Annotated in this window: 27 protein-coding genes; 3 read left to right on the forward strand and 24 right to left on the reverse strand. The window is 43.7% G+C overall.

The window, feature by feature from the left end:
- Positions 1-41: 41 nt before the first annotated feature.
- The 5 genes from ACG95_RS10875 to ACG95_RS10895 form a co-directional block, all read right to left on the reverse strand.
- Complete coding sequence (locus tag ACG95_RS10875) at positions 42-1,421, reverse strand: SLC13 family permease (RefSeq protein WP_048000531.1); 1,380 nt, start codon at positions 1,419-1,421, stop codon at positions 42-44.
- A 155-nt stretch (positions 1,422-1,576) separates the two neighbouring features.
- Positions 1,577-3,049 (reverse strand): UbiD family decarboxylase, encoded by a 1,473-nt coding sequence (locus tag ACG95_RS10880; RefSeq protein ID WP_048000532.1) that lies wholly within the window; start codon positions 3,047-3,049, stop codon positions 1,577-1,579.
- 330 nt (positions 3,050-3,379) lie between these two features.
- Positions 3,380-3,685 (reverse strand): hypothetical protein, encoded by a 306-nt coding sequence (locus ACG95_RS10885; RefSeq protein ID WP_048000533.1) that lies wholly within the window; start codon positions 3,683-3,685, stop codon positions 3,380-3,382.
- Positions 3,669-4,424, reverse strand: coding sequence for an alpha/beta hydrolase (locus tag ACG95_RS10890; protein WP_048000580.1), 756 nt, complete (start codon positions 4,422-4,424; stop codon positions 3,669-3,671). The genes ACG95_RS10885 and ACG95_RS10890 overlap by 17 nt, the downstream gene beginning before the upstream one ends.
- A gap of 83 nt (positions 4,425-4,507) precedes the next feature.
- On the reverse strand, positions 4,508-5,422 hold the full coding sequence (locus ACG95_RS10895) for an EamA family transporter (RefSeq protein ID WP_048000534.1): 915 nt from the start codon (positions 5,420-5,422) through the stop codon (positions 4,508-4,510).
- Positions 5,423-5,605: 183 nt separating this feature from the next.
- Between ACG95_RS10895 and ACG95_RS10900 the strand changes: the two genes are divergently transcribed.
- A complete protein-coding gene (locus tag ACG95_RS10900; RefSeq protein WP_048000535.1) occupies positions 5,606-6,307 on the forward strand; it encodes an SGNH/GDSL hydrolase family protein in 702 nt (233 codons plus the stop codon).
- 58 nt (positions 6,308-6,365) lie between these two features.
- Here ACG95_RS10900 and ACG95_RS10905 read toward each other — a convergent pair whose 3' ends face one another.
- The 3 genes from ACG95_RS10905 to ACG95_RS10915 form a co-directional block, all read right to left on the reverse strand.
- Positions 6,366-8,126 carry an ABC transporter ATP-binding protein gene (locus tag ACG95_RS10905; RefSeq protein WP_048000536.1) on the reverse strand — a complete coding sequence of 587 codons (1,761 nt, stop codon included), beginning with the start codon at positions 8,124-8,126 and terminating at the stop codon, positions 6,366-6,368.
- 28 nt (positions 8,127-8,154) lie between these two features.
- Entirely contained in the window at positions 8,155-8,691 is a 537-nt protein-coding gene (locus ACG95_RS10910; protein WP_048000537.1) for a MarR family winged helix-turn-helix transcriptional regulator, read from the reverse strand.
- Positions 8,692-8,902: 211 nt separating this feature from the next.
- Entirely contained in the window at positions 8,903-9,547 is a 645-nt protein-coding gene (locus ACG95_RS10915; RefSeq protein WP_048000538.1) for a nitroreductase family protein, read from the reverse strand.
- Positions 9,548-9,775: 228 nt separating this feature from the next.
- Here ACG95_RS10915 and ACG95_RS14815 point away from each other — a divergent pair, with 228 nt between their 5' ends.
- Positions 9,776-9,859, forward strand: a complete 84-nt coding sequence (locus tag ACG95_RS14815) for a putative holin-like toxin (protein WP_237756500.1) — start codon at positions 9,776-9,778, stop codon at positions 9,857-9,859.
- Between the two features lie 377 nt (positions 9,860-10,236).
- Here ACG95_RS14815 and ACG95_RS10920 read toward each other — a convergent pair whose 3' ends face one another.
- The 15 genes from ACG95_RS10920 to ACG95_RS10990 all read right to left on the reverse strand — a co-directional run bounded on the left by ACG95_RS10920 (position 10,237) and on the right by ACG95_RS10990 (position 25,085).
- Positions 10,237-11,004: an ABC transporter ATP-binding protein gene (locus tag ACG95_RS10920; protein WP_048000539.1), complete on the reverse strand. Its 768-nt coding sequence runs from the start codon at positions 11,002-11,004 to the stop codon at positions 10,237-10,239.
- Positions 10,901-11,902: an ABC transporter permease gene (locus ACG95_RS10925; protein WP_048000540.1), complete on the reverse strand. Its 1,002-nt coding sequence runs from the start codon at positions 11,900-11,902 to the stop codon at positions 10,901-10,903. Before ACG95_RS10925 ends, ACG95_RS10920 begins: the two co-directional genes overlap by 104 nt.
- A 17-nt stretch (positions 11,903-11,919) precedes the next feature.
- A complete protein-coding gene (locus ACG95_RS10930; RefSeq protein WP_048000541.1) occupies positions 11,920-12,885 on the reverse strand; it encodes an ABC transporter substrate-binding protein in 966 nt (321 codons plus the stop codon).
- 616 nt (positions 12,886-13,501) lie between these two features.
- On the reverse strand, positions 13,502-14,227 hold the full coding sequence (locus ACG95_RS10935) for a GntR family transcriptional regulator (RefSeq protein WP_048000542.1): 726 nt from the start codon (positions 14,225-14,227) through the stop codon (positions 13,502-13,504).
- A 94-nt stretch (positions 14,228-14,321) separates the two neighbouring features.
- Positions 14,322-15,755 carry a 6-phospho-beta-glucosidase gene (locus ACG95_RS10940; protein WP_048000543.1) on the reverse strand — a complete coding sequence of 478 codons (1,434 nt, stop codon included), beginning with the start codon at positions 15,753-15,755 and terminating at the stop codon, positions 14,322-14,324.
- A 75-nt stretch (positions 15,756-15,830) separates the two neighbouring features.
- Positions 15,831-17,186, reverse strand: a complete 1,356-nt coding sequence (gene celB / locus ACG95_RS10945; protein ID WP_048000544.1) for a PTS cellobiose transporter subunit IIC — start codon at positions 17,184-17,186, stop codon at positions 15,831-15,833.
- 22 nt (positions 17,187-17,208) lie between these two features.
- Positions 17,209-17,703, reverse strand: coding sequence for a hypothetical protein (locus ACG95_RS10950; protein ID WP_048000545.1), 495 nt, complete (start codon positions 17,701-17,703; stop codon positions 17,209-17,211).
- Between the two features lie 150 nt (positions 17,704-17,853).
- A complete protein-coding gene (locus ACG95_RS10955) occupies positions 17,854-19,434 on the reverse strand; it encodes a WxL domain-containing protein (RefSeq protein ID WP_053072779.1) in 1,581 nt (526 codons plus the stop codon).
- Positions 19,424-19,810, reverse strand: coding sequence for an LPXTG cell wall anchor domain-containing protein (locus tag ACG95_RS10960; RefSeq protein ID WP_048000546.1), 387 nt, complete (start codon positions 19,808-19,810; stop codon positions 19,424-19,426). The genes ACG95_RS10955 and ACG95_RS10960 overlap by 11 nt, the downstream gene beginning before the upstream one ends.
- A 21-nt stretch (positions 19,811-19,831) precedes the next feature.
- Positions 19,832-20,902: a WxLIP family cell surface protein gene (locus tag ACG95_RS10965; RefSeq protein ID WP_048000547.1), complete on the reverse strand. Its 1,071-nt coding sequence runs from the start codon at positions 20,900-20,902 to the stop codon at positions 19,832-19,834.
- 98 nt (positions 20,903-21,000) lie between these two features.
- On the reverse strand, positions 21,001-21,798 hold the full coding sequence (locus tag ACG95_RS10970; RefSeq protein WP_048000548.1) for a WxL domain-containing protein: 798 nt from the start codon (positions 21,796-21,798) through the stop codon (positions 21,001-21,003).
- Positions 21,799-22,492: 694 nt separating this feature from the next.
- Entirely contained in the window at positions 22,493-22,711 is a 219-nt protein-coding gene (locus ACG95_RS10975; protein WP_048000549.1) for a P8 family protein, read from the reverse strand.
- A 94-nt stretch (positions 22,712-22,805) separates the two neighbouring features.
- Complete coding sequence (locus ACG95_RS10980) at positions 22,806-23,582, reverse strand: matrixin family metalloprotease (RefSeq protein ID WP_048000550.1); 777 nt, start codon at positions 23,580-23,582, stop codon at positions 22,806-22,808.
- 190 nt (positions 23,583-23,772) lie between these two features.
- On the reverse strand, positions 23,773-24,258 hold the full coding sequence (locus tag ACG95_RS10985) for a GtrA family protein (RefSeq protein WP_048000551.1): 486 nt from the start codon (positions 24,256-24,258) through the stop codon (positions 23,773-23,775).
- Between the two features lie 170 nt (positions 24,259-24,428).
- Positions 24,429-25,085 (reverse strand): helix-turn-helix transcriptional regulator, encoded by a 657-nt coding sequence (locus ACG95_RS10990; protein WP_048000552.1) that lies wholly within the window; start codon positions 25,083-25,085, stop codon positions 24,429-24,431.
- A gap of 256 nt (positions 25,086-25,341) precedes the next feature.
- Here ACG95_RS10990 and ACG95_RS10995 point away from each other — a divergent pair, with 256 nt between their 5' ends.
- Positions 25,342-25,614: a hypothetical protein gene (locus ACG95_RS10995; RefSeq protein WP_048000553.1), complete on the forward strand. Its 273-nt coding sequence runs from the start codon at positions 25,342-25,344 to the stop codon at positions 25,612-25,614.
- A gap of 102 nt (positions 25,615-25,716) precedes the next feature.
- Here the strand turns inward: ACG95_RS10995 and ACG95_RS11000 are convergent, their stop codons facing one another.
- Positions 25,717-26,394 (reverse strand): TVP38/TMEM64 family protein, encoded by a 678-nt coding sequence (locus tag ACG95_RS11000; protein WP_048000582.1) that lies wholly within the window; start codon positions 26,392-26,394, stop codon positions 25,717-25,719.
- Positions 26,395-26,757 lie beyond the last annotated feature (363 nt).

Raw genomic sequence — 26,757 nt, forward strand, 5'->3', positions numbered from 1 at the left:
GGCTATGCTCGGTCCCTAACCGCCTGCTGTCACACTCTTTATTAAGCCAATCCCACCAAATGGAACCAGAACATTTCAACCAGTGCGACGATAAAGACAACCCCAGTCAAAGGAATCCCAAGACGCATCACGTCTTTTTGCGTGTAGCCACCACCAGTATCAGGGTCGCTGCCTACTAAGACTGCCAAGTTATGGAATGGCAAGATGTAATGCAAGTTAGTTACGGAGAAGACTAATAATGAAACAGCCAATGGTGAAATTCCCATGTGAGAAGTTGCCGCTACAAAGGCCGGAATCGTAATTCCCATAACAGCAATTACGGAACCCATGAACATGTGGATGATCATGGCAAAAATCGTGATTACAATCGCTAATAGGTAAATATTAGTTGGTAAGTTGCTTGGAATCAACGTCTTCGCAATCCAACTATTCATACCAGTAACCGCACCAACGTTACCAATGGCAATCGCTGAGGTTAAGAAGACGAGCACGTTAACGGGCACACCTTCCCACGATTTGGCCGTTAAGATGTCACCGACAACTGGTAAGCTCATCATCAGTGCGACACCTAACGTTAACCACCCAACATCTAAGCCAGTGATCCCACTCGTTAACCAGAGTGCAATTGCAATGATCAACCAAACAACAGTACGGATTTCCTTACCCGTTACGGCGCCTAATTGTGATTGTTGTAATTTCAAGGCATCAACGTCAATGTGTACTTCTTGACTTGGTTTGAATAAGAATAAGAAGACAAACATCGTTAAGAGTGCCGCGATGATCATTGGCACACCCATATAAACAAAGTATGAGACAAAGTTAACGCTCTGACCTGAAGCTGCAACAGCTAATGGGTTCAGTGACGTATCACCAGTATAGAAGACCCCAGATAATGGGCATGAAGCAGCAAAGACTGCCAGTCCAAGTTTAGCAAGATCGCGTTTAGGCATGTGCGCCGTTTCCGCAACCACTGTAATCACTGACATGATCATGAAGGCACGTGGCCATGGATGTGGAATAAGTAGCGCAAGGATAAAAGTCAGCGCGAAGATCGAAATAACGATTCCCTTCCAACTACGGACAAATTTAATAATAAACGCATACGCGATTCGTTGACCCAGACCAGATTCATTAACAGCACCGGCAATCAGGTAGGCTCCAATCACTAACCACATAATTGAACCCGTCCACGCCGATGAAAAGACCTGCTTAGGTGTTGCGACGTTTAAAATAATCAACGACATCAGGTAAATCCCACCAACAAACGCTGGTTGCGCAATCTGAGTGGCCCACCAAACAACAGTCATCAAACTCAATGCTAAATCCATTTGGCCCTTAGCGGATAAACCGGCAATCGGTAGTAAGTAGATAATGAAAAATACGGCAATCCCACTAAAAAAGCCAATCGTTCTCTTGTTCACGGTACAATCGCTCCCTTCATTTTTGGCAGTGAAAAACCGCCAGTCCAGCACGAGGTGGTCTGGCGGCTCACACTAATTTTCAACTACAGACACTAATCGTTACAGTTTCATACGATTGACGGCATCATATGACTGCTTTGATTGCGTCATCTTTCTTATTTCAAATACTTTTCCCAATCATCGACTTCCATGAATTGGGCGCGTTCGAATTGGTCTTTCATGTCGTATGGCACGGTACCATCGATAACTAATTTCGAACTCATCCCGCGGAAACGAATTGATTTTGGATCGTATTGTGGCCGTTCTGATGGATCCAATGGGTGATTACGCATCCCAGATAAGACCATTAAGTCGGTATCCGCTTGGAAACGTGTATTCATCGTCCAGATAACGTCGTTCATATCGAAAATATCAACGTCTTCATCAACTAGGATAACGGTCTTCAATTCCTTAAAGGCAGAGAAAGCTAATAACGCGGCTTGCCGTTGAATCCCTTCATCGGCTTCGTTTTCCTTGTGAATCTGCAAGATACTCATCAACTTACCGCCACCAGCTGGTGGATTGTAAACGTTGAGCACCTTACCAGGAATAGCGCGGTCAACCAACTGCAAGATACTTGCTTCGGTTGGAATACCGGCCATGCTGACGTGTTCTTCGGAAGGTCCGATAACACTCTGCATGATAGCGTCCTTACGGTGAGTAACTGCCGTAACTTTGATCACTTGTAAGGCTGGATTAGCATCACCATCGTAACCTGGAAATTCAGGCATCGCTTTACCCGTGTGGGTGTTGATGTCTTCTTGAATCCGTTCGTTAGGCATGATGTATCCTTCCAGCGTGTATTCAGAACGGGCGATCGCCTTTTCATCAACGGTGATTCCGTCAACTAATTGAACGGCCTCGTTCCGAATCGCACCGGCAACCCCAAGTTCGTTGTAACCGAATGGTGTAGTAGGTGCTTCAAAAGTAGCCCCAATTGTGATTGCTGGGTCCAAACCAATATTGATTGTGATGGGCATTGGCTTGTTAGCAGCTTCGTATTCTTCAGCGAAGGCCCCGATATGACGACCACCAGGCATGATGTAGATCCCAAGTTTGTCCTTATCTTCTAAGACCATCCGGTGAATCGTAACGTCACTCTTAGACTTGTCCATGCTTGAGCCGAAGACAACCCCGACCGTAATGTATGGACCGGCATCTTGTGGCGTATTAGTAGGCGCTGCCACTAACTTGCGAATATCAAAGCCTTCATCAGTTGCCTTGTAGACAACTTCATGAGTTGGCGCATCTTTTTCATCAACCGTTACTGGTTGAACGGGTGCTGAAACGGCTTCGTTCAAGTATTGACCTAACGTTTGGTAATCGTGGTGGAACATCTTCCCAACCCGACGACGGCTAGCCATTAACCCAGTTAATACCCGGGTGTCAGGGAAACCCTTAACATTATTAAACATCATTGCAGGGCCTTCCTTAGTTGGCCGTTGCACAGTCCCGCCGGCACCAATATACCGATAAACACCTGAAAGTTCTGCATTTGGATCGACTTCAACGTCTGTTTCGTGATAGTTCTGAGGATCATCTTTGATTTCATCAAGAACGCGACGCAAGTCCCATGGTTGTTCTGCCATATGAGTCATCTCCTTTAAAATTTACAAGATAATCATACGGCCGAACGACAGTCCGTTCAATTCAGATTACGCCGGTGTATTATTCGTGAATGGAATAATACGCTTGCTTGCTAAAAGTAGGCTGCTAATTAGAGCGTTTTTCCATTCATAACTATCAAAAAACTCCGGGTAGTAAGCCGTTAATTAACGCCTCGTCACCCAGAGTTCCCTTACTTCAGTTTAATTTTCTGACCAGCTCGATACACAGCTAAAATTAGAGTTATTAAACCACTTGCTGTCAGCATGGTTTTCAAAAAAGCCAACCGTTTTGTCATTCAGTTTTCCTCCATACTAGCCCAATGCCTTGAATCTTAGCACGTCGTTTGGAATGGACTGAATTTCAATTTCGATTGGCTCATTGATTGAAACAACTATTGGCTCACTATTAGAATCACCTTCAATATAAGCCACGTTGAACTGAACACCTAGTCCACCTAACGAGTTCAGCAAGTCAAAAGCAGTTGGAATTTGATACGCAAACAAGTGCATGTGATTATCTTCGTCGTCTGATGATTCCGCAATCACCCAAGCTTCCGCATAATTCGGCACACTGATTTTCAAAACGTGCGTTAAAGCTAATTTAGTTGCTTCTGTCATGATCAACACACTCCAATACGACCTGAATTGCTTCCGTCCCCGCTGCTCCCATAAATGAATGGTCAGCGCCAGCTAATCGGTGCAAGTGACTATTTTGATAGATTTCATGGTAGCGTTCTGAAGCTTGCGGATCAACCACCGTATCCGCCGTTCCGTGAATCAATTCCACCGGACCAGTATACTGCTGCGCAATTTCATAAATCGGTAGCGTTTGTGCTGTCCGAAGGTAGAATCCGCCTACCATTAACCCGTTCACTAGTGATAATTCTGCGGGTACGTGTTTAGGATCATACGTACTACCTTGTAAAACGCCCTTTTGCGCATCACTTTTTAATGTCGCAGCTGGTGCCAACAAGATCAATTGAGCAATCTGTTCAGGATAATACCCTGCCAGCATACTAGCAACGACGCCCCCCTGAGAATGACCAATTAGGATGATGCGCTGATAATTAAGCGTCAGTGCATAGTCCAAGACTGCCTTGGCATCCGCAATCTCGTTGAGTACCGTCATATCTTGAAAACGCCCCGCACTGCGGCCATGGCCGTTAAAGTCAAAACGCAGCGTTGCAACACCATGTTCCAGTAAAGCCGCTGCCAATCGGGGAATGATCCGCGTTTCATCATAACCCATATCGGCTGTGAAACCATGCATCAGAATTGCTAACGTCGACCCTACCACCGCTGGCTCTTCCAATCGTGCTTGCAGGTCCAATCCATCGCGTTTAATCACAAGATCCATCTTAATCATGTCATCCTTTCTTTCAACCAATGCCTATTCCGTCTATCATAACACCACGAACTTTAAACGTAGTCTACATTTGCTTAGTTGTCATCATGTGGTGCAAAGCCAACCATTCTAGTAGCGATGAATTGCAGCAACGTTACACCGACAATCAGGATTGCCCCAATAATGCCGATCAGATTGAAGTGGACATTTAGAAAGACCACACTCAGAATCGTTGCGGCTAAAGGCTCGATGGCTCCTAAAACACTGGCCGTGGTGGGTAAAATAAACTCAAGGCTCTGTAAGAAAAATAGGTAAGCTAACATTGTCCCAAAAATAACGACAAAGCTCACTTGCAGCCAGGCTCCAACTGATAGCTGTGGCATATCTCGCCACGCACCAGTCCCAATTAAGACCAGAACACCACCGATCAGCATCGACCAGCCGACAATCGTTGTAGCGCCATACGTTTTCAAGAGACTTACCGGCATCAGTGTATAAACCGTGGCACCGACCGCCGCTAGTAAGCCCCAAATAATTGCAATAACTGGTAATGCTAATGAATGTAAGTGCCCTTGTGTCACGATTAAGATCGTCCCAATCACCGCCATAACGACGGAAATGACATCCAGCTTACTGGGCAAACGCCACGTCGTCACCGCTAAGTACAAAATAATTAATACTGGTGATAAGAATTGTAAGATTGCGGCCAACGCGGCATTCCCCGTACTGATCGCCATGAAATAGGTCAATTGAACCCCCGCCATACCAAACAGACTAAACGCGATCAGTTTTAGTGCTGCTCGTGGTTGCTTGAACACCGCTAATACTGGCAATCGGCGGCCGATTCCGTAACCAATCAGTAACGCCCCTGAAACCAACATTCGAAGTGCAACCAACCATAATGGTGAGATTGCTGTCGTATTAAATAAGTGTTGCGCGACCGTTCCAGAACTTCCCCAGAGAAATGCCCCCGCGCCTGCCAATACTAATCCCCACGTCTTCTTTTGCATCGACTTCGCCTCCTATCCCCAGTCTAACAAGTTGATCTCCACTTGCCAACATCAGTATTGACTCAGTTTGCATGAATTCCTTACAAACTTGCTACAACACTGACTAACGTTATCCAGCTTGATTTCACAATTGACACCGTTTCCAGTCTAGACTAATCTTATAGCGGAGCATGGAGGTGCAACATGAAACATCAGAAGTTAGTCTATTGGTTACTGGGGATTTTTGCCGTCATTTTTATCGGCGGAGCACTCATTGTTCCAACGCCAACACTAAAGAAACAAGTCGTTAATATTAGTAACAAGCTTACGGGTAAGACCAAAACTAAGAGGGCAACTCACACCGTTGCCGCAACCGACTTAGGAGAAAAGTATCAATTATCTAATCATGAAATAACCGTGCTAAAACAGCTCAAAGTCACCGGTATCGGAGATTCAATCATGGTGCGCACTACGCCTGATCTCAAACAAATCTTCGGTCAATTCAACGACAACGCTAAGGTCGGCCGCCAAGTAGAAGCAGCACCGGCAATCATTAGCCAACTTAAAACAGATAACGCCATTCAAAAAAACGTCCTGATCAACCTAGGCACGAATGGCCCCACTAGTGCGAGTGAGATTGACAGTATCATTGAACAGATTGGCAGTAGCCACCAGATTTACTGGGTCAATACGCGGGTTCCTGGCAAAAGCTGGCAGGACAGCAATAACCAGTTAATTGCTGATGCAGCTAAAAAGTATAACAATGTTCACTTAATAGATTGGCTCTACGTCGCACAGGACAATGACAATTGGTTTGTCATTGATAATCTTCATCCGAACACGCTGGGCGAACGTGAATACACAAGTACTGTTGGTCAAACGATGGCTAAAACCGCGACACCTTAATCCAAATAAAAACTGGTTCATCACCGTGTGCCCACATCACGGTGATGAACCAGTTTTTTTAGTCTTTAAATTGAATCTTCACATAGTCCCGGTATAGCGGTACATCCGCCATCAATTCCTGATGAGTTCCTGAACCGCTGACGTGACCATTTTCAATGAAGTAAATCTGATCAGCGTCAACGATTGTACTCAATCGGTGTGCAATCACTAACGTTGTTCGGCCCTTCATCAATTCACCCAAAGCCTTTTGAACCATTGCTTCGGACTCAGAATCCAAACTAGCCGTCGCTTCGTCTAACATCAAAATCTTTGGATCACGAAGGAAGGCCCGCGCAATCGCTAACCGTTGACGTTGACCACCACTGACTTTAACGCCGCGTTCACCAACTTGGGTATCCAAGCCATCGACCATTGCGCGAACAAAGTCGGCGGCTGACGCTAACTCTAAAACGTGCCAGAGTTCTTCATCACTATACGACTGATCAGCCCCGTACGTTAAGTTCTGCCGAATCGTCCCCGCCATAATTGCGGAATCCTGACTGACATAACCTATCTGGGAACGCCAACTGTTGATACTCAATTTATCAATCGCTTGGTCGCCAATGGTAATCTGACCAGCACTAGGTTGATAATAACGTTCCAACAAGCCGAAGACCGTTGATTTACCACCGCCGGAAGGCCCAGCAAAGGCTACGACCGTATTCGGTTTGGCTTCAAAACTAACGTCGCGTAAAATCTGTTGCCCGTCATCTTCATAAGCAAAGTCGACGTGTTTCATTGCTAACGTTTGATCAGCAACGGATTGGTCATCCCCAATGGTTAATTGTTCTTCTTGCTCAATCAATAAATCCCGGATCCGTTCCGTTGAACCACTAGCCTTTGCCAACGTCGTGAAGAATTGGCCTAACGTGCCGGCAGGTCCAATAATTTGGAAGAGGTACATTAAGAATGAAACCAACGTCCCCATCGTCATGGTACCACTAGCAACCCGAGCGGAAGCGTAGACTAATACCCCAACGAACAAAGCCGTCATTGTCGCTGTCATCACTGGCCCTGAGATTGAATCATAAATCGCTTCTCGTAAGCCGATCTGATATAAGGATTTAATCTTTCCTGAACCGGTCGTCGTTTCAAATGGTTCCGCGTTGGATGATTTTACTAATCGAATCTCACTCAACGTTTCATCAGCGGTGCCGCTAAAATCAGCCAGTGCATCTTGGCGTTGCCGACCGATTTTGCCCGTCTGTTTCATAATTGGAAACATCACTAATAGAACGGCAGGTACGGCTAACACCATGATCAGCGTCATCTTCCAGTCCATCAGTACCATAATCACGATGGCCCCAACTAGCTGCATGATCGACGTCACAACTTGTGGAAAGGCGTTCGCTAACAAATCCTTGATCTGCGTAGAATCGTTAACTAGCCGAGACGTCATTTCACCCGTCTTCACGTTGTCGAAATAACTGACTGGTAGTCGAACTAATTTATGCCAGAGCGTATTTCGTAAATTAGCAACGACGTTTTCACCAAAGATTCCTAATAAGGAACCCGAAAGCGCGCTGATTAACGCACTGACTAGGAATAGACCGATAACTCCGATTAATAATGTCTGGTTGATGCCGTGGCTAAACCCATTGATCAGTGTCTGAGCAAACTTCGGTACCATCAATTGGGCTCCAGTTGCCAGCAATCCTAGCGCTAACCCTACCCAGAGCTGCCAATACCGTGGGCTCGTCTGCCGAATTAATTTCAAAAAACTCTTTAAATCAAATTTACCGCCCGCTAATTCTGGCGATGTTGCTTGTGGTCGTCCCATTCTCCTATGCCTCGAATTCTCATTTTATTTAATTGAACCAGTTGCGGCCGTGTCCCCAACTAGGACGGCCACCCCAACCATGTTCGTGACTGAAATTCATCACGTCTTGAACGTCAATCTTACTGGCATTTTCGCCTAACTTGGTGAGTAGCCGCTGAAACTGTTCACGCTCTTCATCCGTAAAGTTTCCGAATAATTGATCAACAAAATCGTTAGTCCCCTGTGCCCGGTTATCAGCCATTTCACGACCCTTGTCACTCAAACGGATAATGACCACCCGCTTATCGTGGATACTAGGTTCGCGAACAATGAGGTCGGCTTCTTCCAAACGACTGAGTGTGGCACTCACGGAACTAGGCCGAATATCCAGAATTTCCGCAATTTCCGCGTTAGTCAGGCCAGCCGGTGCATCGACTAATACGCGTAGAATTCCCATTTGTCCGCGACCACTGCGTTCGTTACCTTGCCCACCGAAATGATATTGCTGTGCCACTGCCATTAGTAGTGCTCGGTTTTGTAGTAAGTTACCAAAGTTTTTGAATAAATCTCGATTATCAATTGTCATTAAATATGACCTCCTTGATTTGAATGATGATAATATTAGCACCTTAGTTAGTCTAATACAACAAAAACTAACTAAAATTCTAAGCAAATTATAGAATTCAGCATAAAACCCTTATTCCATAAGGGCTCTCATGTGCAATCATTTATTTAGCTTTCACTCAATTACATCAAAAAAGCTCACGAATTGCTTCGTGAGCTCGGAAAATTCGATATTAGATAAATTCAGTCACTTGAGTCCCAGCGTAACGGGTTGTTGTAATTGGCTCGCTAGCTTTTTTACCAACGGCAATCGCCATAACTGGTACGTAACGGCTAGCATCCAAGCCAAAGGTCGTTGCAACTTTTCCTGCAGCGTAACCGGCAATTGGATTAGCATCGTAGCCGTGAGCACGTGCAACTAACAAGAGTTGCATGGCAGCCATACTACCATCGATGGTAGCATCCATCTTCAAGAAGTCAGGAGTAGCTTTTTCATACATTGGTAAGAAGGTATTGAAGATTTGATCACGTTTTTCAGGTGTAATTCGCCCTTCTTCACAAGCCTTATTCCAAACGTCACGATAAACCAAGTGTGATTGGGTATCACCCAGTACGAAGATCATTGCGGAACAAGAATCGAGTTGAGGATGGTTGAATGGCATCAATACTGATTTGGCCTTTGCTTTACCTTCATCACTATTAACAACGACAAAGTGCCATGATTGCAAGTTACATGCAGATGGTGCGCTGATAGCTTCATCGATCATTGCTTGTAATTCAGCTGGATCAATCTTGAAATTGGGATCGAATTCACGTACGGATTGGCGGTTAAAAACCACGTCTTTAAAATCGTTATTTTTAATTTCAGTTGTTGTCATTTGAACAACCTCCTATGATGTTTAAGTTATTAGGTCTATTATAACCGACATTGTACGAAAATTCACATATATTTTGAAAACGTTATCATTAATTTTTCTTAGACCTCTCCACATCATGATCCATCTAACCCTATGTTAAAATTAGGCTGTAAGAAGTTTTAAGGGCGAGGGCTTCACATCTGAAAGGATTGATGCCAATGATTTGCGAAAATTTTGAAAGGTTCCAACATGTCTGTCTTTCAGGCACTATCATTGATGATTGCATTTGCGACATTAATGATTCTTGTTGACCGTAAAAACGACCGCAAATAAAAAATCGCCCACCAAATAACTTTAGCGAGTTATGGGCGATTTTTTATTTAAGTTGTCTGTCACTTGCCACCGCCTTTGAAGCGGCTTGCAAGGGGAATCGGTATACCACTACCGGTTCCTTTTATGTCTCTATAATAACACATCTAAATTTCAAGCGCTGGTTTAAAATCTTATTTTTGAGAGTCATAGTGCTACATATTGCTTAACCACGCAGATTCATAATTGATAATTTCAATACTAGCAGAACATGTAGAATACAAAAAAGCCAACACAGGTCTAGTGCGTTGACTAAGAACAACTAAATACTAATTAGTTCAATATCTTCAAATAGCTTGAATCAGTCTACCTTCTGAAGCTCATTCAAAAAGAATACCGAATTAGCTTTCAAATAACCCCATCAAATCTTCAGCATGTAACGCCTGCTTTTCAGCTCCCCGGACATCCAACTTAATCTGACCATCCTGCACCATGACTAATCGGTTGCCGTACGTCAACGCGTCACTCAGCTTATGGGTGATCATCAACGAAGTTAGGTGTTGCTCTGTGACAATTTGTTGCGTCAATTCCATCACTTCATGGCTGGTCTGTGGATCTAATGCAGCGGTGTGTTCATCCAGCAATAGTAACTGCGGTTGGCTGAGCGTTGCCATCAAGAGTGATAACGCCTGCCGTTGTCCACCAGATAAATACTTAACCTGGGTATTGAGACGATTTTCTAAGCCCATGTTCAGGCTCGATAATAGGTCTAAATAGCGTTCAGTCTGCCCTTTACGACGATAACGCCGTAAGCTCAAACTGCCGGTGTGCTTTTCCGCTAAGGTTAAGTTCTGCGCAACACTCAAATCCCCCGCAGTCCCCATCTTAGGGTCTTGGAACACCCGTGATACCCAGCGTGACCGGTACGCTACGGGTTTATTGGTTACCCGGTGTTCAGCCAAATTAATTTCACCGGCATCGACACTCAGCGTTCCGGCAATTGTATTCAATAGAGTCGATTTACCAGCCCCGTTGTTTCCAATCACGGATACAAAGTCACCGGGTTCAATCGTCAAGTTCACGTCCTTTAAGACGTGGCGTTCGTTGCTGGTTCCGGGAAAAAAGACCTTTTGTAAGTGTTCGACGTTCAGGATGGCTGTTTGTGGCATTTTCATCGACTCCAATCTGTTTGAGGTACCGTTTCAGCTGACGCTTCGTCCGGTATTTATTCTGTAACAACGGCAGGCAAATCACGATAACTAAGATAACGGCGGATAAGATTTTTAAATCGTTGACCGGGAATCCTAATCCCATCGCTAAAGTCAACAGGTAACGATAAATAATCGCCCCGACAACCATCCCAGTGAGTCGAATCCACATCTTACGACCATGTAGGAAAATCTCACCGACTAGGACGGAAGCTAAACCAATTACGATGGTTCCGATACCCATACCGATATCAGCATAGCCATTACTCTGAGCAATCAGGCCACCTGACAAAGCAATTAAACCGTTGGATAACATGTAACCAATAATGACCATTCGATCTGTGTAAATTCCGTTAGCGGCACTCATGGCGGGATTGTTACCAGTTGCCATCAGCGACAAGCCTAGGCGTGTTCGGAATAACCAGATGAGCCCGCCAACGACAACCAGCACGATTACCCCACCAACAATGATTGTCTGTAGATTCAACGACCATTCCGCTGGCAATAATCCTAATAACGTTCGTTGATCAAGTAGCGGTAAGTTGGCCTTGCCCATGATATGCATGTTGATTGAATATAATCCGGTCATCGTTAAGATTCCAGCCAGAAGTGAGGGCATTTTTAACTTAGTGTCCAAAATCCCAGTCACCCAGCCAGCTAAGCATCCGGCGATGAATCCCATCAACGTTGCGACGACTGCGGATTGACCGTTCAGCATCATGCTAATCGTAATCGCAGCACCAAGTGGAAAACTACCTTCAGTGGTCAAATCCGGAATATCTAAGATTCTAAATGTGAGGAACACCCCGATAACTAACGGTGCCCAAAGTAATCCTTGTCCAATACTCGTAACTAACATCGTGTCGTGCCCCTTTCTTACGGTTGTTTGATGGTGCTTGGTTTCAAACCGATTGCTGTAGCGTTAGCCTTGTTAACGTATAAGTGTAACTTTTCAGCAGTTTGAACAGCCATCGTCTGTGGTTTTTGCTTCTTGATCAAGACTTTGTAAGCCATCTTACCGGTTTGTTCACCGAGTTCGTGGAAGTCTAAGCCGTACGTGGCTGTTCCACCGTCTTCAGCCATTTCAATCGAACCCGTTACGACTGGCAACTTAGCTGCTTTGGTCTTCTGACCAATCGTCTTCATGGCACTAGCCATCAAATTATCCGTTGGCAAGTACAGTCCAGAAATCTTACCTTCTAATCCAGCTAAGACGCTGGCAATGTCATTGGTACTCGTGGCGCTGACAACTTTTAATTTCAGGTTATGTTGCTTGGCGTACTTCTTTGCAATATTGACTTGTAAAACCGAATTTTCTTCCGATGAGTTGTACATAATTCCTAACGGTTTGTCACTCGTCGTCATGCTCTTCAATAACTTCAACTGCTTGCCAACTGGCATTAAATCACTGGTCCCGCTGACGTTGGTCTGAGGCTTAGTCGTGCTCTTAACGAGTCCAGCCCCTTTCAAATCCGTTACCGCCGTAACTAAGATTGGCGTCGTAGTCGTTTTCTTTGCCAATGCTTGCGCTGATTGCGTTGCAATGCCGACTAACAAATCATTTTTCTGTTGAACGAGTTGCTGGCTCATCGTGTTCAAGTTACTCTGATCCCCCTGCGCGTTTAAGTAGTGATACTTAACCTTGGTTTTGTCACCATGCGCATCGAGTTCCTTCTGTAAACCAGCCTTGAATCCCTTACGTGCCTGATCGAGTGACCCATGTTGAACCACTTGTAAAATCCCAACTGATACTGTCTTTTCATTACTTTTTGTCTGGTTACCGCAACCAGCTAATAATAATCCCAATCCTAATACTAATGAGCCTAACATTGCTTTTTTCATTTTGAATTTCCCCTTATTGGTTGTGTGTGAGTTTTGAATGAGTTGCTGAATCAGGTTTGACTTTACTAATCTTAATAGCCGAAACGTACGCCAGCAGGCAGAGACTTCCGCTTAGCTACGGAGCAGTAACGATGGCAAGGAACACCATCATCACTACTCCTATGCTATGCTCAGTCTCTAACCGCCTGCTTGCCCACTCTGCCCATCAACGTCTTGATGGCCTCGCCAGAAAATAAAAAACACCAGTTAGATTCTGAGTAGAATCTAACTGGTGTTTTTTATCGGGCCCGATAATTTTCTCCAGATAGATTGTACCCGCATCTATCTGGTGTCTAAGTCATACTGAAATAACTTTAGCTCCCGATAGATACAAACGCAGTGCGCGCGTTTGTATCCATCTTCGAATACAAACGCTATCTAAAGAAAAAGCTAAAGGCAAACTGATTATTCAATTGAAGGTTATTTGTTAATGACATATTAGTCATCCTCCCATTTCAATTTACAAATATTAGTAAACCATGTAAGAAATCGCTTGTCAACGTTTATATTTTCATTGAATTATCATCTTCAGGATAAATACCACCCTAATTAGCGTAATGACAAGGCTTCTCAATAACTAATGAATTTTTTTAACCATGAACAATTTTGCCATTTTGTAATTATAATACTGCTTAGAAAAGGCTAATAGCTGTCCCGTGATTAAATATGATTCATCTTGAACAACTAAACTTGGTGCACCTACTGGTAAAGCCATGAAATCACTAGCTGCAGCGGGTAACGGCTCACTCATGATTGACTGATCAATAAAACCAATCTTCGTTTCCCGCTGTTGCTCACAGTAATTGAACAGTGAATCGTACAGCGCTGAGTCCGGAATCGTTTTGATCACTGATTGCAGATAATATGAGCGTTCCATCAAGTACGGTTGCCCGTCTAATTCACGAAAACGGCGAATCTCAATCAACTTTTCGCCAGCTTCAAAATGACTGGCTGCAGGCAAGAAATCCGCATCCGCAACGTCAATCAACCGCTGTTCGGCCGTTTTAGTCGTTAACTGGCTCCCAGTACGGGCCACTTCGTCCGCCAAACCACCGTTATGTTCCAAGGCAATCGAATTAGTCGTCTGTTGCGGCCGGACAAACGTCCCTACCCCGTGTGTTTGGTAAGTATAGCCCATATTTCCCAGTTGCTTCAATGCTTGCCGTAGCGTATAACGCGTCACTTGATAGTGCGTCATTAATTCCGGTTCTGCTGGTAGCTTTAGTTGATCATCCGCTAGACTCCCAGACTGAATGTCGGCAATAATCTGTTGTGCTAACGCATTTGCATTTAAGTGTGCCATGCTCTAACTCCTCAATTCGTTCTATCAATAAAACCAGCGCGGTCGCCGACTGTCGTTGGCTTCCGCGCTGGTCGTTATTTAAGATTATACGCTTTTAACTAAGATCGGCACCATTACTTGCAATTACTTTATGGAACCAATCAAATGAATCCTTCTTACCACGGGCTAATGTTCCCTCGCCCGCATCGTTCTTATCGACATAGATCAGGCCATAGCGTTTGTCCATCTGCCCAGTTCCAGCTGAAACGAGATCGATGAAGCCCCACGGCGTGTAACCCATCAGATCAACACCATCTACATCAACGGCTAGCGCCATTTGTTCGATGTGTTGACGCAGATAACCAATCCGATAATCGTCATGGATTTGACCCTCATCAGTCACTTGATCAAACGCACCCAAGCCATTTTCTACGATGAATAGCGGTAGGTCATAGCGTTCGCTAAACCAATTCAAGGCGTAACGTAACCCAACTGGATCAATCTCCCAGCCCCAGTCCGAACGGTGTAACGCTGGATTAGGAACTTCCAGATTGTGAGTTGGCGTCATGAAGTCGGCTGGTTCATCTTCAGCGGCTTTGATGACGTGGGAAGCATAGTATGAAAAGCCAATGTAGTCAACCTTACCGGCTTGTAACACATCCAGATCACTTAACGGCATGTCTAAATCGAATTGACGCCGGTCGAAGTAACGTTGTAACCACTTAGGATAACGCCCTTTACACTGAACGTCAGCAAGCCAGTACCCAGCTTGCATCGACCGTTCCGCCTTCATTACGTCAGCTGGTGCGGACGTTGCTGGGTAGGTAGGCCCCATCGCTAACATACACCCAATTTGGAAATCAGGGTTGATACTGTGACCAATTTGAACTGCTAAGGCGCTAGCAACTGCTTCGTAGTGGGCTGCTTGGTACATCACTTTTTCAGCATCTTCGTCTGATTGAACCTGAACACCTGAATTGGTAAAGAGTGCCCATTCGTTCAGACCAGTCTGATTATTGATTTCATTAAAGGTCATCCAATACTTAACCTTATGTTGGTACCGTTTGAAACAGACATCGGCAAATTTGACGAAGAAGTCAATCATCTTACGATTGCGCCAGCCACCGTACTCCGTGACTAAATGGTACGGCATCTCAAAGTGAGATAGCGTAATCACTGGTTCAATGTTGTATTTCAACAGTTCATCAAATAGATCATCGTAGAATTTCAATCCCGCTTCGTTCGGCTCATCTTCATCACCATTAGGAAAGATTCGCGTCCAAGCGATGCTGGTCCGGAAACACTTCAGACCTAACTCTGAAAACAGCTTAACGTCTTCTCGATAGTGGCCATAAAAATCAATCGCCTCGTGGTTAGGGTAGTTCTCTCCAGGTAAGATACCGTTCGTGATCTTACGGACTTGTTCGTTACTCCCGGCCGTCATAACATCCGCAATACTGACACCCTTGCCGTCAGCCTGCCAGCCACCTTCAAATTGATGAGCGGCTACCGCACCACCCCATAAAAAGCCTTCTGGAAACTTAGTCATCAATAACTCCTCCTCATTTAACACTACTGATAATAGCCAGCCAGCAGTTACACGGACCACCGACCGGCTCGAAAACTACGCTGCTTTGACGCCACTCTGTTCTTGGACAAACAACTTGTTGTCGTAGAACTTGATGAATGGGAACCAAATGACAAATGCGACTAACGCACAAACAATGGCTAAGACGAATGCACGCCAATCACCACCGGAACCAACGAAACCAGATAACCCAACAGGAGTTGGCCATGCAACTTGCGCAATTGGTGGTTTAACCATGTGCCACTTAATTGCAAAGTATGCGATCGACATTGAAGTCATTGGTGCTAAGAAGAAAGGAATCGCCGTGTATGGATTATACACAACTGGCATCCCAAACAAGATTGGTTCATTGATATTGAAGAAAGCTGGTACGATACTGGCCTTCCCAAGTGCACCCAATTGAGCAGACTTAGCAAAGAAGGCAATGAAGATAACCATTCCTAAAGTTGCACCAGAACCACCGATAGTAACAAAACAGTTATTGAATTCACCGGCAAACGGAATGTTACCCCCATGATTATTGGCTACCATGTTCGACAATACGATTGGTGTTAAGAAAGAAGTTACGATGGTAGCACCATGAATCCCAACTAACCAGAGTGCGTGCATGACAAAGTAAACAACCAATAAACCAAGCCAAGTATTCGTCAAATAAGTCACAAAGCTGAATGGAATTGCAACGACCTTGTAAATGTCCGTTCCAAAAACAACTAATAAGCCATTGATAACCATAACTGTTATTGCAATTAAAGCAGTTGGAATCAATGCTGTAAATGAACGTGAAACGCCGGTTGGTACCGTATCCGGCATCTTGATTGTCCAATTACGTTTGACACAAGTGGCGTAAATCTTAACTGCAATAATCGACATGATGATGGCAGTAAAGATACCGGTTGTTCCTAAACGTGTGACCCCACCACTGACTTCCCAACCATCAATGATCTTAGAGTTCTTATTGAAAACGTTGATCAACGTCATGGCGCCGTCTTTGAAGATCAATTCTGGCAAGCACATGAAGAAGGCCATCATTGAAATCAGGGCCCCATTCAATGGATTGATGTCGATTTTTTCTTCTTGTGCTTGAATCTTCGTGTACTCATAACCGAAGACTAAGCAAAAGTATAACGATAGCACTCCCATAGTGGCCGCATTCGCTAACATGTATAACGGTGTAATCTTATCGAACGTCACCGCGTAAAATTCGGCTAAGCCGGGGAAACTCTGTGGTAACACGCTGATAACTAAGAACATTGAACCCACGATCGTAAATGGAATGGTCGCCATCCCGGCAGCCATAACCCCTCGAACAATTCGGAACTGGGCTAACTTACCCATCGGACCCATTAAATGATTATTTAAAAATTGAAATAACTTGTTATTACTCTCATCCATCAAAATTCACACCCTATCTTATTTATAAGCTAGCAGCGAACTGCTTAATATGTTGTAAGTACCGATCGCGGTCGTGTTCTACCAAGTAAATACGGCGTTCTAGTAACCCACAAATAGCGGTGCCGACTGCTAGAAAGATCACTAGCCATACCGCTGCCTGATTCGTTAGGAACGGATAAACTAGCGATAATTGACCGCTTACGACGAGCACCATCAAGGCCAAGTTCACCGATAACTGAATCCCGTAATACCATTTAGTTAAGGTCAATTGATTCGTCGGATGCCAATACTTACCGGCCTGTTCAAACATCACCGTCCCAGCCATTACCATCAGTAATGCTGGCAATAACCACATCACGCGACCAAGTCCAGCGAGTAAAACTAGCCAGTATAAATTAACGAAGAAGATGATAGCGGTTACATATCTGAATAACAAAAAGCGGTTAAACTTCATACTGGTTAGACTTAGTTGACGTTTACTGGCCATGATTGCGGCCTTTGAATCTCGAGATGCCATTAGACATACTCCTTTCATAGAATATATAGTCATTCGAATGAGTTGTCGTTCGAATGACTATATATTAGCAAAGTTAGCTGAACTTGTAAACGTTTTATTTTTTAAATGCACAAAAAAATCGTTGAACAAATTGTTCAACGATTGCATTAATTATTTGGTTGCTGTATCTGATAACGTCCAATTAACCGTACCACTGTAAGAATCAGCGTAGATACCAGATTGCGCATCTAACAAGATTCCCTTAGTCGTCCCTGACCAATCACTGGTGACATTGGTTATGTCGGTGCCACTAGCTTTGGTTCCTGTCATAATCGGTGTTGAATTGTTAGTCAAAACAGTCTTACTACTGCCATCTTGATAGACCAGATTTCCCTTCAAGGTACGACTCTTATCGGCATTCTGCATCGGTGTCGCACTAGCAGAAACCGTCCAAGTCGCTCCAGTTGCCCGCGTATCATTAACCGTGACATTCCAACTACTAGTTGGTGCATACAATGTTTCTGAATTAGGAATCGTGATGCTACCGAAGCCAATATCTGAGCTGACTGTATCGAATGATAACGTCCCCGGTTGCTTGGTTATCGTGATGGTCAACGTATCCGACTTAGTACCATTACTATTCTCGGCATACACATCAATCGTCGTACTATCACCATCTGCAAGGCCTTTAATAATATCTGCTAAACCGGTCGTATCTGATTTAATCGTAATACCGTCCGAACTATTCGTATCAGCATTTATACCAACAATATTGGCTTTCTTGACTAACCATGCAATGAAGTCACTATCACTCAAGCTGCTAACATCGCTAACTTCATCAGGTAAGAGGCTTAAATTAGTTGTATCTGAGGAAATTGTCGGTGGATCGTCGGCAACCGTGACAGATTTAGTCCCATAATCCCCGAATGCATTACTTTCTTTAAGGGTTACTGTACTTCCGCCAACTAGTTTATTTTCTCCTAAATCAAATTGATAAGTATTATATCCAGTTGTAACTGAACCCAATTTTCCTGTCATAGTCATACTATTGAAGGTTAAATCGACAACATTTCCTCCAAGATTACTAGCACCACTAGTATCACCTGTTAAAATACTAGTCGTTTTAGTTGTTAATCCCAAACCAGTACTAGGATCTACTAAGTCTGGTTTTAACGTCGTAGTATCATTCGACAGAATCGCCAACATATAGTAATTGTGCGTCGTTTGCGTTGTACTAAAATCCAAAGCAATATATAGTGGCATATCCCCTTTAATGTCGGATAAATCTACCCCCATCGTGTAGCTTGTACTGGGGGTCGCCGTTGTACCAGTAATTGTTTTTGCTGTAGCAGGAGTCGTTACCACTGATTTTTTATCAGCATTCTTATTACCATCAACAGTCGCTAATGCGTTTACCGTAACAGACGTAAAAGTTTCGGCCGAACCTGCACTTAACGTCATACTGCCACTCATAGTAACTGTAATACTTTTAGTGGAGCTAGTAATTCGCTGACCGCCATCACTACCAGCGGCACCAACATCAACTGAAACTCCTGATAACGTAGAATAATTGCTAAGCGTACTACCAGAACCAGTCCCTGGGACACGCCCATTACCCGTTGCATAATACTTACCACTAAGCTTAACTGAATTAGCAGCCTCAGCAGTCTGATTATTAAACAGCCAGCCACTACCTACTAGGGCTATCAACATAAGCACAAACGAGATTAATTTATGACTTTTACTCTTCACGTTGCAGCCCCTCCCCTCGTAATTGGCGGTAGAAGACCCACATTAACAAAATTGCTAACAGTAACATTCCACCCAATATCTGCTGGTACCGTGTAACGTTTTCACCAGTTTGTGGTAAACGACCCGATTTCAACACTTGCTGTAATGACCCAGAAATCGTTGCCGCTTGAGCCTTAGTCGTTTGATAAGGTCCCGTACTCTTGGCAATGTCTTTATTAACATTAATTTGGTCGCCATCTGAACTGGTCGTTGGACCTTCGTAGAAACTAATCTGCGTTTTTGTGGTTCCGATTGAATTCGATTGTGCTTGACTCCATACCGGTTGGTAAATAAATAGCAACAGGCCCGCTAGTAAACCTAATATTAATTTTTTCACGTTGCCTGCCCCCTTTCTTTACTAAGCCTCGTCCTTACCCTTGTTCTTCCGCTTTTTTCTGATTAAGAAGATAATTAATAGTACCAAGAGTACTAGAATTAACATTCCTAACGCACCCAGTGCAACCAACCACCAGATACTGATACCACTGTTATCCATTGAGCTCTTATTGTACTTTTTAGCCGTTGCTTCAGTAATCTTAAAGTCACGATCAAACGTCCACTTATGATCACTATTCTTAGCAACCATGTGTAAATGATAGGTACCCGCTTGCAACTTAGTCTTCCCAAATAGTAGTGGGTAATTGTATGTCGTATTTGGTGCAATCATGACATTCTTCTTCGTTTCTTTTTTAACGACTTTACCACTGTTCTTGCTGGTAATCGTCGTATTCGGCGTTCCCTTTGGAATCATCACAGCAGCCGTATTCCGTAAAGTTGCGACAACCCCAGTATGATAGTTAACCATCCCAGCTGAGACATCACTCAACTTCAAGACTGGTGCTGGTGTGGTTCCCGAACTGTACTTGATCCCCAGAACGTATGAATATTGACTAGAAATATTTGTAGCACCCTTAACTTCACCGGTAGCCTTTTCATTGACCCGTTTAAAGTACCAACCACCAAGAATTGCACCATTGAATTGTTCACTTGGCATCTTAACGGTCGCACTAACGACCTTGGAGCCATTGGCAGGAACGGTCACTGTCTTAGCCCCGTCTAACTTCGTAATATCACTCATCTTATACTTCAATGAGCTATCATACTTCTTCCCAGGAGTGACATACTCAATCGCACCCGCAGTATTAGTATATGCAGTGTGAATTGCAGAAGTAACTTTAATATCACGATTCGTTGAATTGTAAATCGTAGTTTTTAACGTCTGCGTTTGACCTTTATCCATCTTAAGGTCGAAGAATGACTCTTTGTCATCAATTTGGTTCTTAGGTAGCTGTGCCGCTACACTAAAACCGATATTGTTACTAGTCGTCCCATTAGAACTGCTAGATTTAGCTGCTTGGGCTGGTAGCCCACTACTGAAAACTGCCAGTCCTGCCAACCCTGTTAGGACCCATTTCATTAATTTACGCATGCCGACCATGCCCCCTTATGTTGTTATTATACGTTATATGTAAAAGAGACGTCTACCGCCACGGCAGTAGTCATCTCTTAAAAAAATCATTTTAATTATTAGCTAGCTGGTGTATCTGATAATGTCCAGTTTAAAGTACCCGTGTAAGTCTTTGCTGCAGCAGCATTGGCTGGCACACGTAAGAGAATATCATTTGGGTTCATCAAGTCAGACGTAATCCCAGAACCAGTAGTATTGGCAGCTGATAACACCGTACCTGAAGCAGCACCTACCAACGTACCATCAGTTGACGTTGAAGCTTGACCGCTCACACTGATTTCAGCACCAGCAGCAACGGCACCATTACGCGCAGTTGCACCACTGTCAGTCCCCTCACCAGTAGAAGTTGCTGTACCAACAGGTAATTTGTACGTTGCACCCTTTAAGGTTGACATACCAGCATTACCACTTGCAACGGTACCATCACTGGCAGTCACATTTAATGTCCAGCCCGCACTAGTCCCACGTTGGTCAGAGACTTGTAAACCAACTTTAACAGTATTTCCCATAGTACTGGTACCCTTAGTACCATCACCATCAGCCGCAATGTAGTCTTGATCATTGACTGTATCGATCGAAAGCTTTTCACTATCACTAAAACCAAGTGTCACTGGCGCATAAATCAATGATAATCCCGAACCAGCTTGCGCACCGTTACCATCACCCGTACCATCTGGATCAAGTGGTTTTGTTGGATCAGTTGGGTCAACCGGATTAACAACATCCGTGTTAGCCTTAAACGTTGCCGTCGTATTAGTAGTACCAGTCCGGTTTTCATCTGCGTGTGCCACCATTGGCATAACAGCCCCTAATAATAATGTGCTTGTCATCAATAGTCCGCCCATAACTTTTTTCATAATTGAAGTACATCCCCTTAAATTGTTTTATCTATTCGTTAACCATGTTCATAATTTACCACATCCCAGAACAATGTACAACCCCTTAATCTTTGACTTGTTTCTTTGTTCGCAAGTGGAATCCCAACATACAGGCTATTTCTCCGTTATTAATTTTTTTATTTAATTTTGTTTTCCATTATTCCTTTGCCTATCTGCTGCTATTCCTAGTCATCCAGTGACTTTTCTTTTATTTCTAGTTATGGTCTTATTAACTTTTTTAAACTTAAAATACAAGCTAGTCGTTCTTACTATTCATCCTATATTACATAAATATTCCTAAGTAGCAAAATAGCCACCACCGGCAAGCGCGGGTTATTACGTTTCGTTATACTGATATTTTTCGAATATCATAAAAACACCGTGAAATCAGCTTTTATCTCTATTTTTAATTTTTGAACAACTCGTCATTATAAGTATTGCTTATCAAAATTTGCCAAATAACAACTATTTTTATACATCAGCCCTATGACAACTGATTTAAGATACTGATTAAGTTGTAGTACGCGTTCGCCATTTCCCCCTACAAAACACTATTCAAACCATCTCAATTCATAAACAATAACCAAGATAACGAGTGACACAAAAAAAGATCACTCTCCACAACAGAAAGTGATCTTCTCAATTTAGTTATTTATATCGGTCGTCATTACGACTAAACCTTCAAAAGCGCTTCAACCGCAGCCTTCAACTTAGCATCATCCATCTTCATATAAGGTGCCACCTCATCAGCCGTCTTATCAGTATCGTGACCATTAGCATCCATGTAATGATTCCACACTGCATCCCGCACAGGCACTTGTGAATCACTCCAATCAAATACATCCGTCATCTTTTCATCTAGCATACTGTTCATTGCAACTGTTGCAGCCATAGAAAACAACCCCTTTGCTATATTTTGATTCACCTATAGTATAGAAGGATTGGTTCCATGTGGCTAAAACTTACACTAGGTTCGGCAATTACATTTACGAGTTAGTTGGATAAATAGTCTTCAAAGCAGCAATGTCCGCCGTGGCTAATTCAGTGCGACCTTGGGACACGGGATACATGACAGAAATCGTTGACTGACTATGATCTAATCCTAGGGCATGACCTAATTCATGGACCGCAACGGCCTTACTGAAGGCGGTTGAATAGGAACCATTCAAACTGGCCTTGGCATTATTCCAGTACTGAGTTCCTCTGAAACTAACACTCTTAGTGATCATCGGACCACCGTGACCGAGTTCCAGCGTGGTTGCATCCGCGGACTCCTTCTTATGATACATCGAGAAGGTCACTGAATTTTGGTGACTGCTAGCTTTACCGGCAACTAGATGCACAATTCCAGTCTTATTATAGGTCGCAACGGCTTCTTGGAACACCTCACGCCCAGCCTGTGGTAAGTCACTGTCAAATGAATAGTAATAAGTCCGACTAAGCTTGGTATTCTGAACAATACTCTCAATAGGTGTTGCTGATTCCGACTTAGCTGTTGAACTACTAGTTGTACTAGCTTGTTCGGTATCAGTTGTCGTTTTTTGATGGCTACTAGTCTCAGAACTCTCCGAGGTTTGATTAGTCTCATCCACACCAACTAATCGGCTAGACAAGTTACCTGATAAAGCAGCGACTAGATTTGTTTTGCCCGTATTAAATATCGAAACTGCTTGCGGTGCTAATGTGTCATAGTGACTGATGCCCAAAATTAATAATCCCATCCAGATCAGCGTCTTGAACAAACGCCAAACATTTTTCTGCATTGCGAGCACTCCTCTAAATAGTTACAGTTACCATCGTTATTGCTATTAAACCACAAGTTTCCCGCTTAGACAGCTACTCTCAATGAATCATTAAAAATATTTAGGATTGCTGCAATCTAATTGTCACTTAATTCGCTTTCATTATTTAGATAAAAAAATACCGACAAATCCGCCGGCATCGTTCTGACTTTTATTTATTTCGAAAAACATATAGCTTAGAGAAAAAGAAGTTACCCGTAATGGCACCAACTTGGCCCAGAATCTTCGCTAAGACTGCTGAGGTTCCTAATACTGAAAGTAGTAGCCATAAGATCACAGCTTCAACCACATAAGTGACAATCCGAGTTCCGTAGAACTTACCCATCTCACGATACACATGGTTTGAATGGTGATCGAACACCTTCCAACGGTCAACCCAGAATGAGACTTGCACCGCGATTACCCAAGCAATCCCGTTAGCAATCAAGTACTCCATACTGAAGACTTGGTACGTCACATAAAAAACAGCAAAGTTAATCGCAACACCGATTAATCCCCATAAAATGTACCGTATAGCTTGATTACGCGTCTCCTTAACTGGTGACACAATCTGCTTATCAAGTTCTGCGGTGGGTTCTAAGATTTCCGTAACAGTTTCTTCCGTATTATCAACCGTTACTGATTTTTCTTTACTCATGGTCATCCTACCTGACTTTCTACACCGAACCGTAATTTCCCTTAAATAATTCGTTTCGAATTTAATTTTCGTAATGAGTAAAATTCCAACACATATTAATCTTAGCACAGCAGTTAACTATTGGCGATGACAACCATCCGATTACGTCAAAATATTCTAACTAAGTCTGTTTATCGATATTGGTGCCATGGTATTCCGATTGCTAACACGCATGCTGCGGGACGAATAAATAGTGCACTAACCCCTCTGACCATGTAACCAACGGCTTCACCAGCTAAAAATGGTGTTGAAGAATGTGCTAATTGACTGCTCGTTGGAAGCCCAGCGATTAACTTAGGAAAAACCAGTGCAAGATTAAGGCTAACCGCTATTAAGACTAGTGCCAGCAAACCGTACTTTTGTCGTGACGTTACCGTCCATTGATCAAAGTCATCATAGTTCATAATCATCGTTAAAGTCATGGCAATCAACAGAATTTCAATCACACTATCTGGTGCTTTCCCCCACCCTAGTAAGGTGATCAAGTAACTCACGAATAATGCCCCAACCATGACGTAATAGCCCCCTGCTAATAAGTGAGCGTGTCGCTGATTAACCACCGTCTGCGCTTCATAATGTTTTAACATTCCCAAGTCCTCCTTTAATAACCGATCAATCGACAGCGTATAGACCTCACTTATTTTCACCAACATCCCAATATCCGGATAACTACGTTCGTTTTCCCAACTCGAAATCGTCTTTCGAGAAACATGTAGTTTGGTCGCAACATCTTCCTGTGTCATTTGTCTTTGCTTCCGCACAATCTTTAAATTGTCTGCAAACTTCATTCCCCTCACCACCCTGCACATACCGTATCAATTCAATGACCATTTAACAAGCTAAGCTTCTGAGCATCACTGCTATAGCAAGCTTTGTCAACTGATAGCAATTATCATCCTGCAATCATCTCAAACGATTTTTATGTTTCATCAAGCGCTATAACCCAGTAGCGTTTCACAAAAATCAGCATTATGCCGCATGAGGGCCTTAATTTGACTGCCAATCTCAAGCAACTATAATAAGAGACGAAGGGAGTAGATTAAAATGACACCTAACGAAACTTTCACTGCACTATCCTGTTGGCACGTATTACCAACCACTAGCTTTACATGGCGGCCCTTCTCGGCAACAGCCATTTATGTGACTGGTCCGGGTATTCGACGAGTTTACCAATTAGATTTATCTACCGATACGATTGAGATTTTTCAATCTGATCCACATTCTGACCTGTCGGAACACTTCGCACCACTCAAAACAGTCGTACTCACTGCGGCCCAGATGAAGCAGCTGCCCCACTCACAGTCAGCAGCCTCATAACTGAAAGCGATATGACTTAGTTAAAAAGATGACGAATGATCATAACTTACCGTTACGATTATTCGTCATCTTTTTATTGTTGCTTTTTAAACTATCCTAACCCTACTCAACTTTAGCGTCTCGTCGTCGATCCCGGTAGATCAAACCAATCAAGCCCAGTAGCAATACCACGATAACTGCCAATACCAGTGCTTTCTTGAAATGTGCCGTAATCAGCGCATCGCCACCCCACGCGTAAATCACTGCCGTGGGAATACTACCAACAAACGTTGCTAGCGCTAATTGGCGGGGCGTCACCGCTGTTTCAACGGCAGCTAAACTAACTAACGAGGTCGGAATAAAGGGTACCGTGTAGCCAATCATAATACCTAATAAAGGGTGTCGCATTCGGCCTATCTGGGCAACTAATTTTGAAGGTTCCTTGGTTCGTCGCTCCGACACCCGGCCAAAGAAACGTTGCGCAATCAAGTTTCCAAGTGTAATACCAATAATGTTCAATACAGCGCCCAGCCCCTTACCAAAGCAGATCCCGGCAACTACACTAATCATGGCCACGGGTGCACCCGGAATGATTGAGAAACAGATCAGTAGCGGGACTACTAATAAGATGTCGACTGCCCGGTGTTGGCGAACCTGGGCAACGATTGCGTCTTGACTAAAGACCCGTTCCCGCAATAAGGTCCAGGTGCCATGATAACGATAAATCAAGATGCCAATCAATAAGACTGCCACAACCACAGCAATCCCAATCAATCGTTGTTTATTTGACGTTAATTTCACGACATCCTCCTTCATTAACCAACTCCAAGTCTATAGTTAGTCTTCCGATAATATACTCTTCAAAAAGTGTAACATGCTTTTCCCTGTGAGGACAGGCAAAGCGACTGCTCGCCAGTGTGCGAAAACTTTACTCTAGCTAGTTGGGAACGCCGATCACTTAACAGTTAGGACACAAAAATGGAACTACGACCTTAGCCGTGGTTCCATTTTGCTCTTCTTATTTTATAGCCGAAACGTGTTTCAAAAGCCAATTGCCTCGGCTTTTGCGCACCTGACCTTTATAGCTGAAACGTGCGCCAGCAGGCAGGGCCCTCCGCTTAGCTACGGACAAGCAACGATGGCAAAATGCACCATCATCACTTG

Origin of the sequence: Lactiplantibacillus herbarum (assembly GCF_001039045.1) — a bacterium.
GTDB lineage: Bacteria > Bacillota > Bacilli > Lactobacillales > Lactobacillaceae > Lactiplantibacillus > Lactiplantibacillus herbarum.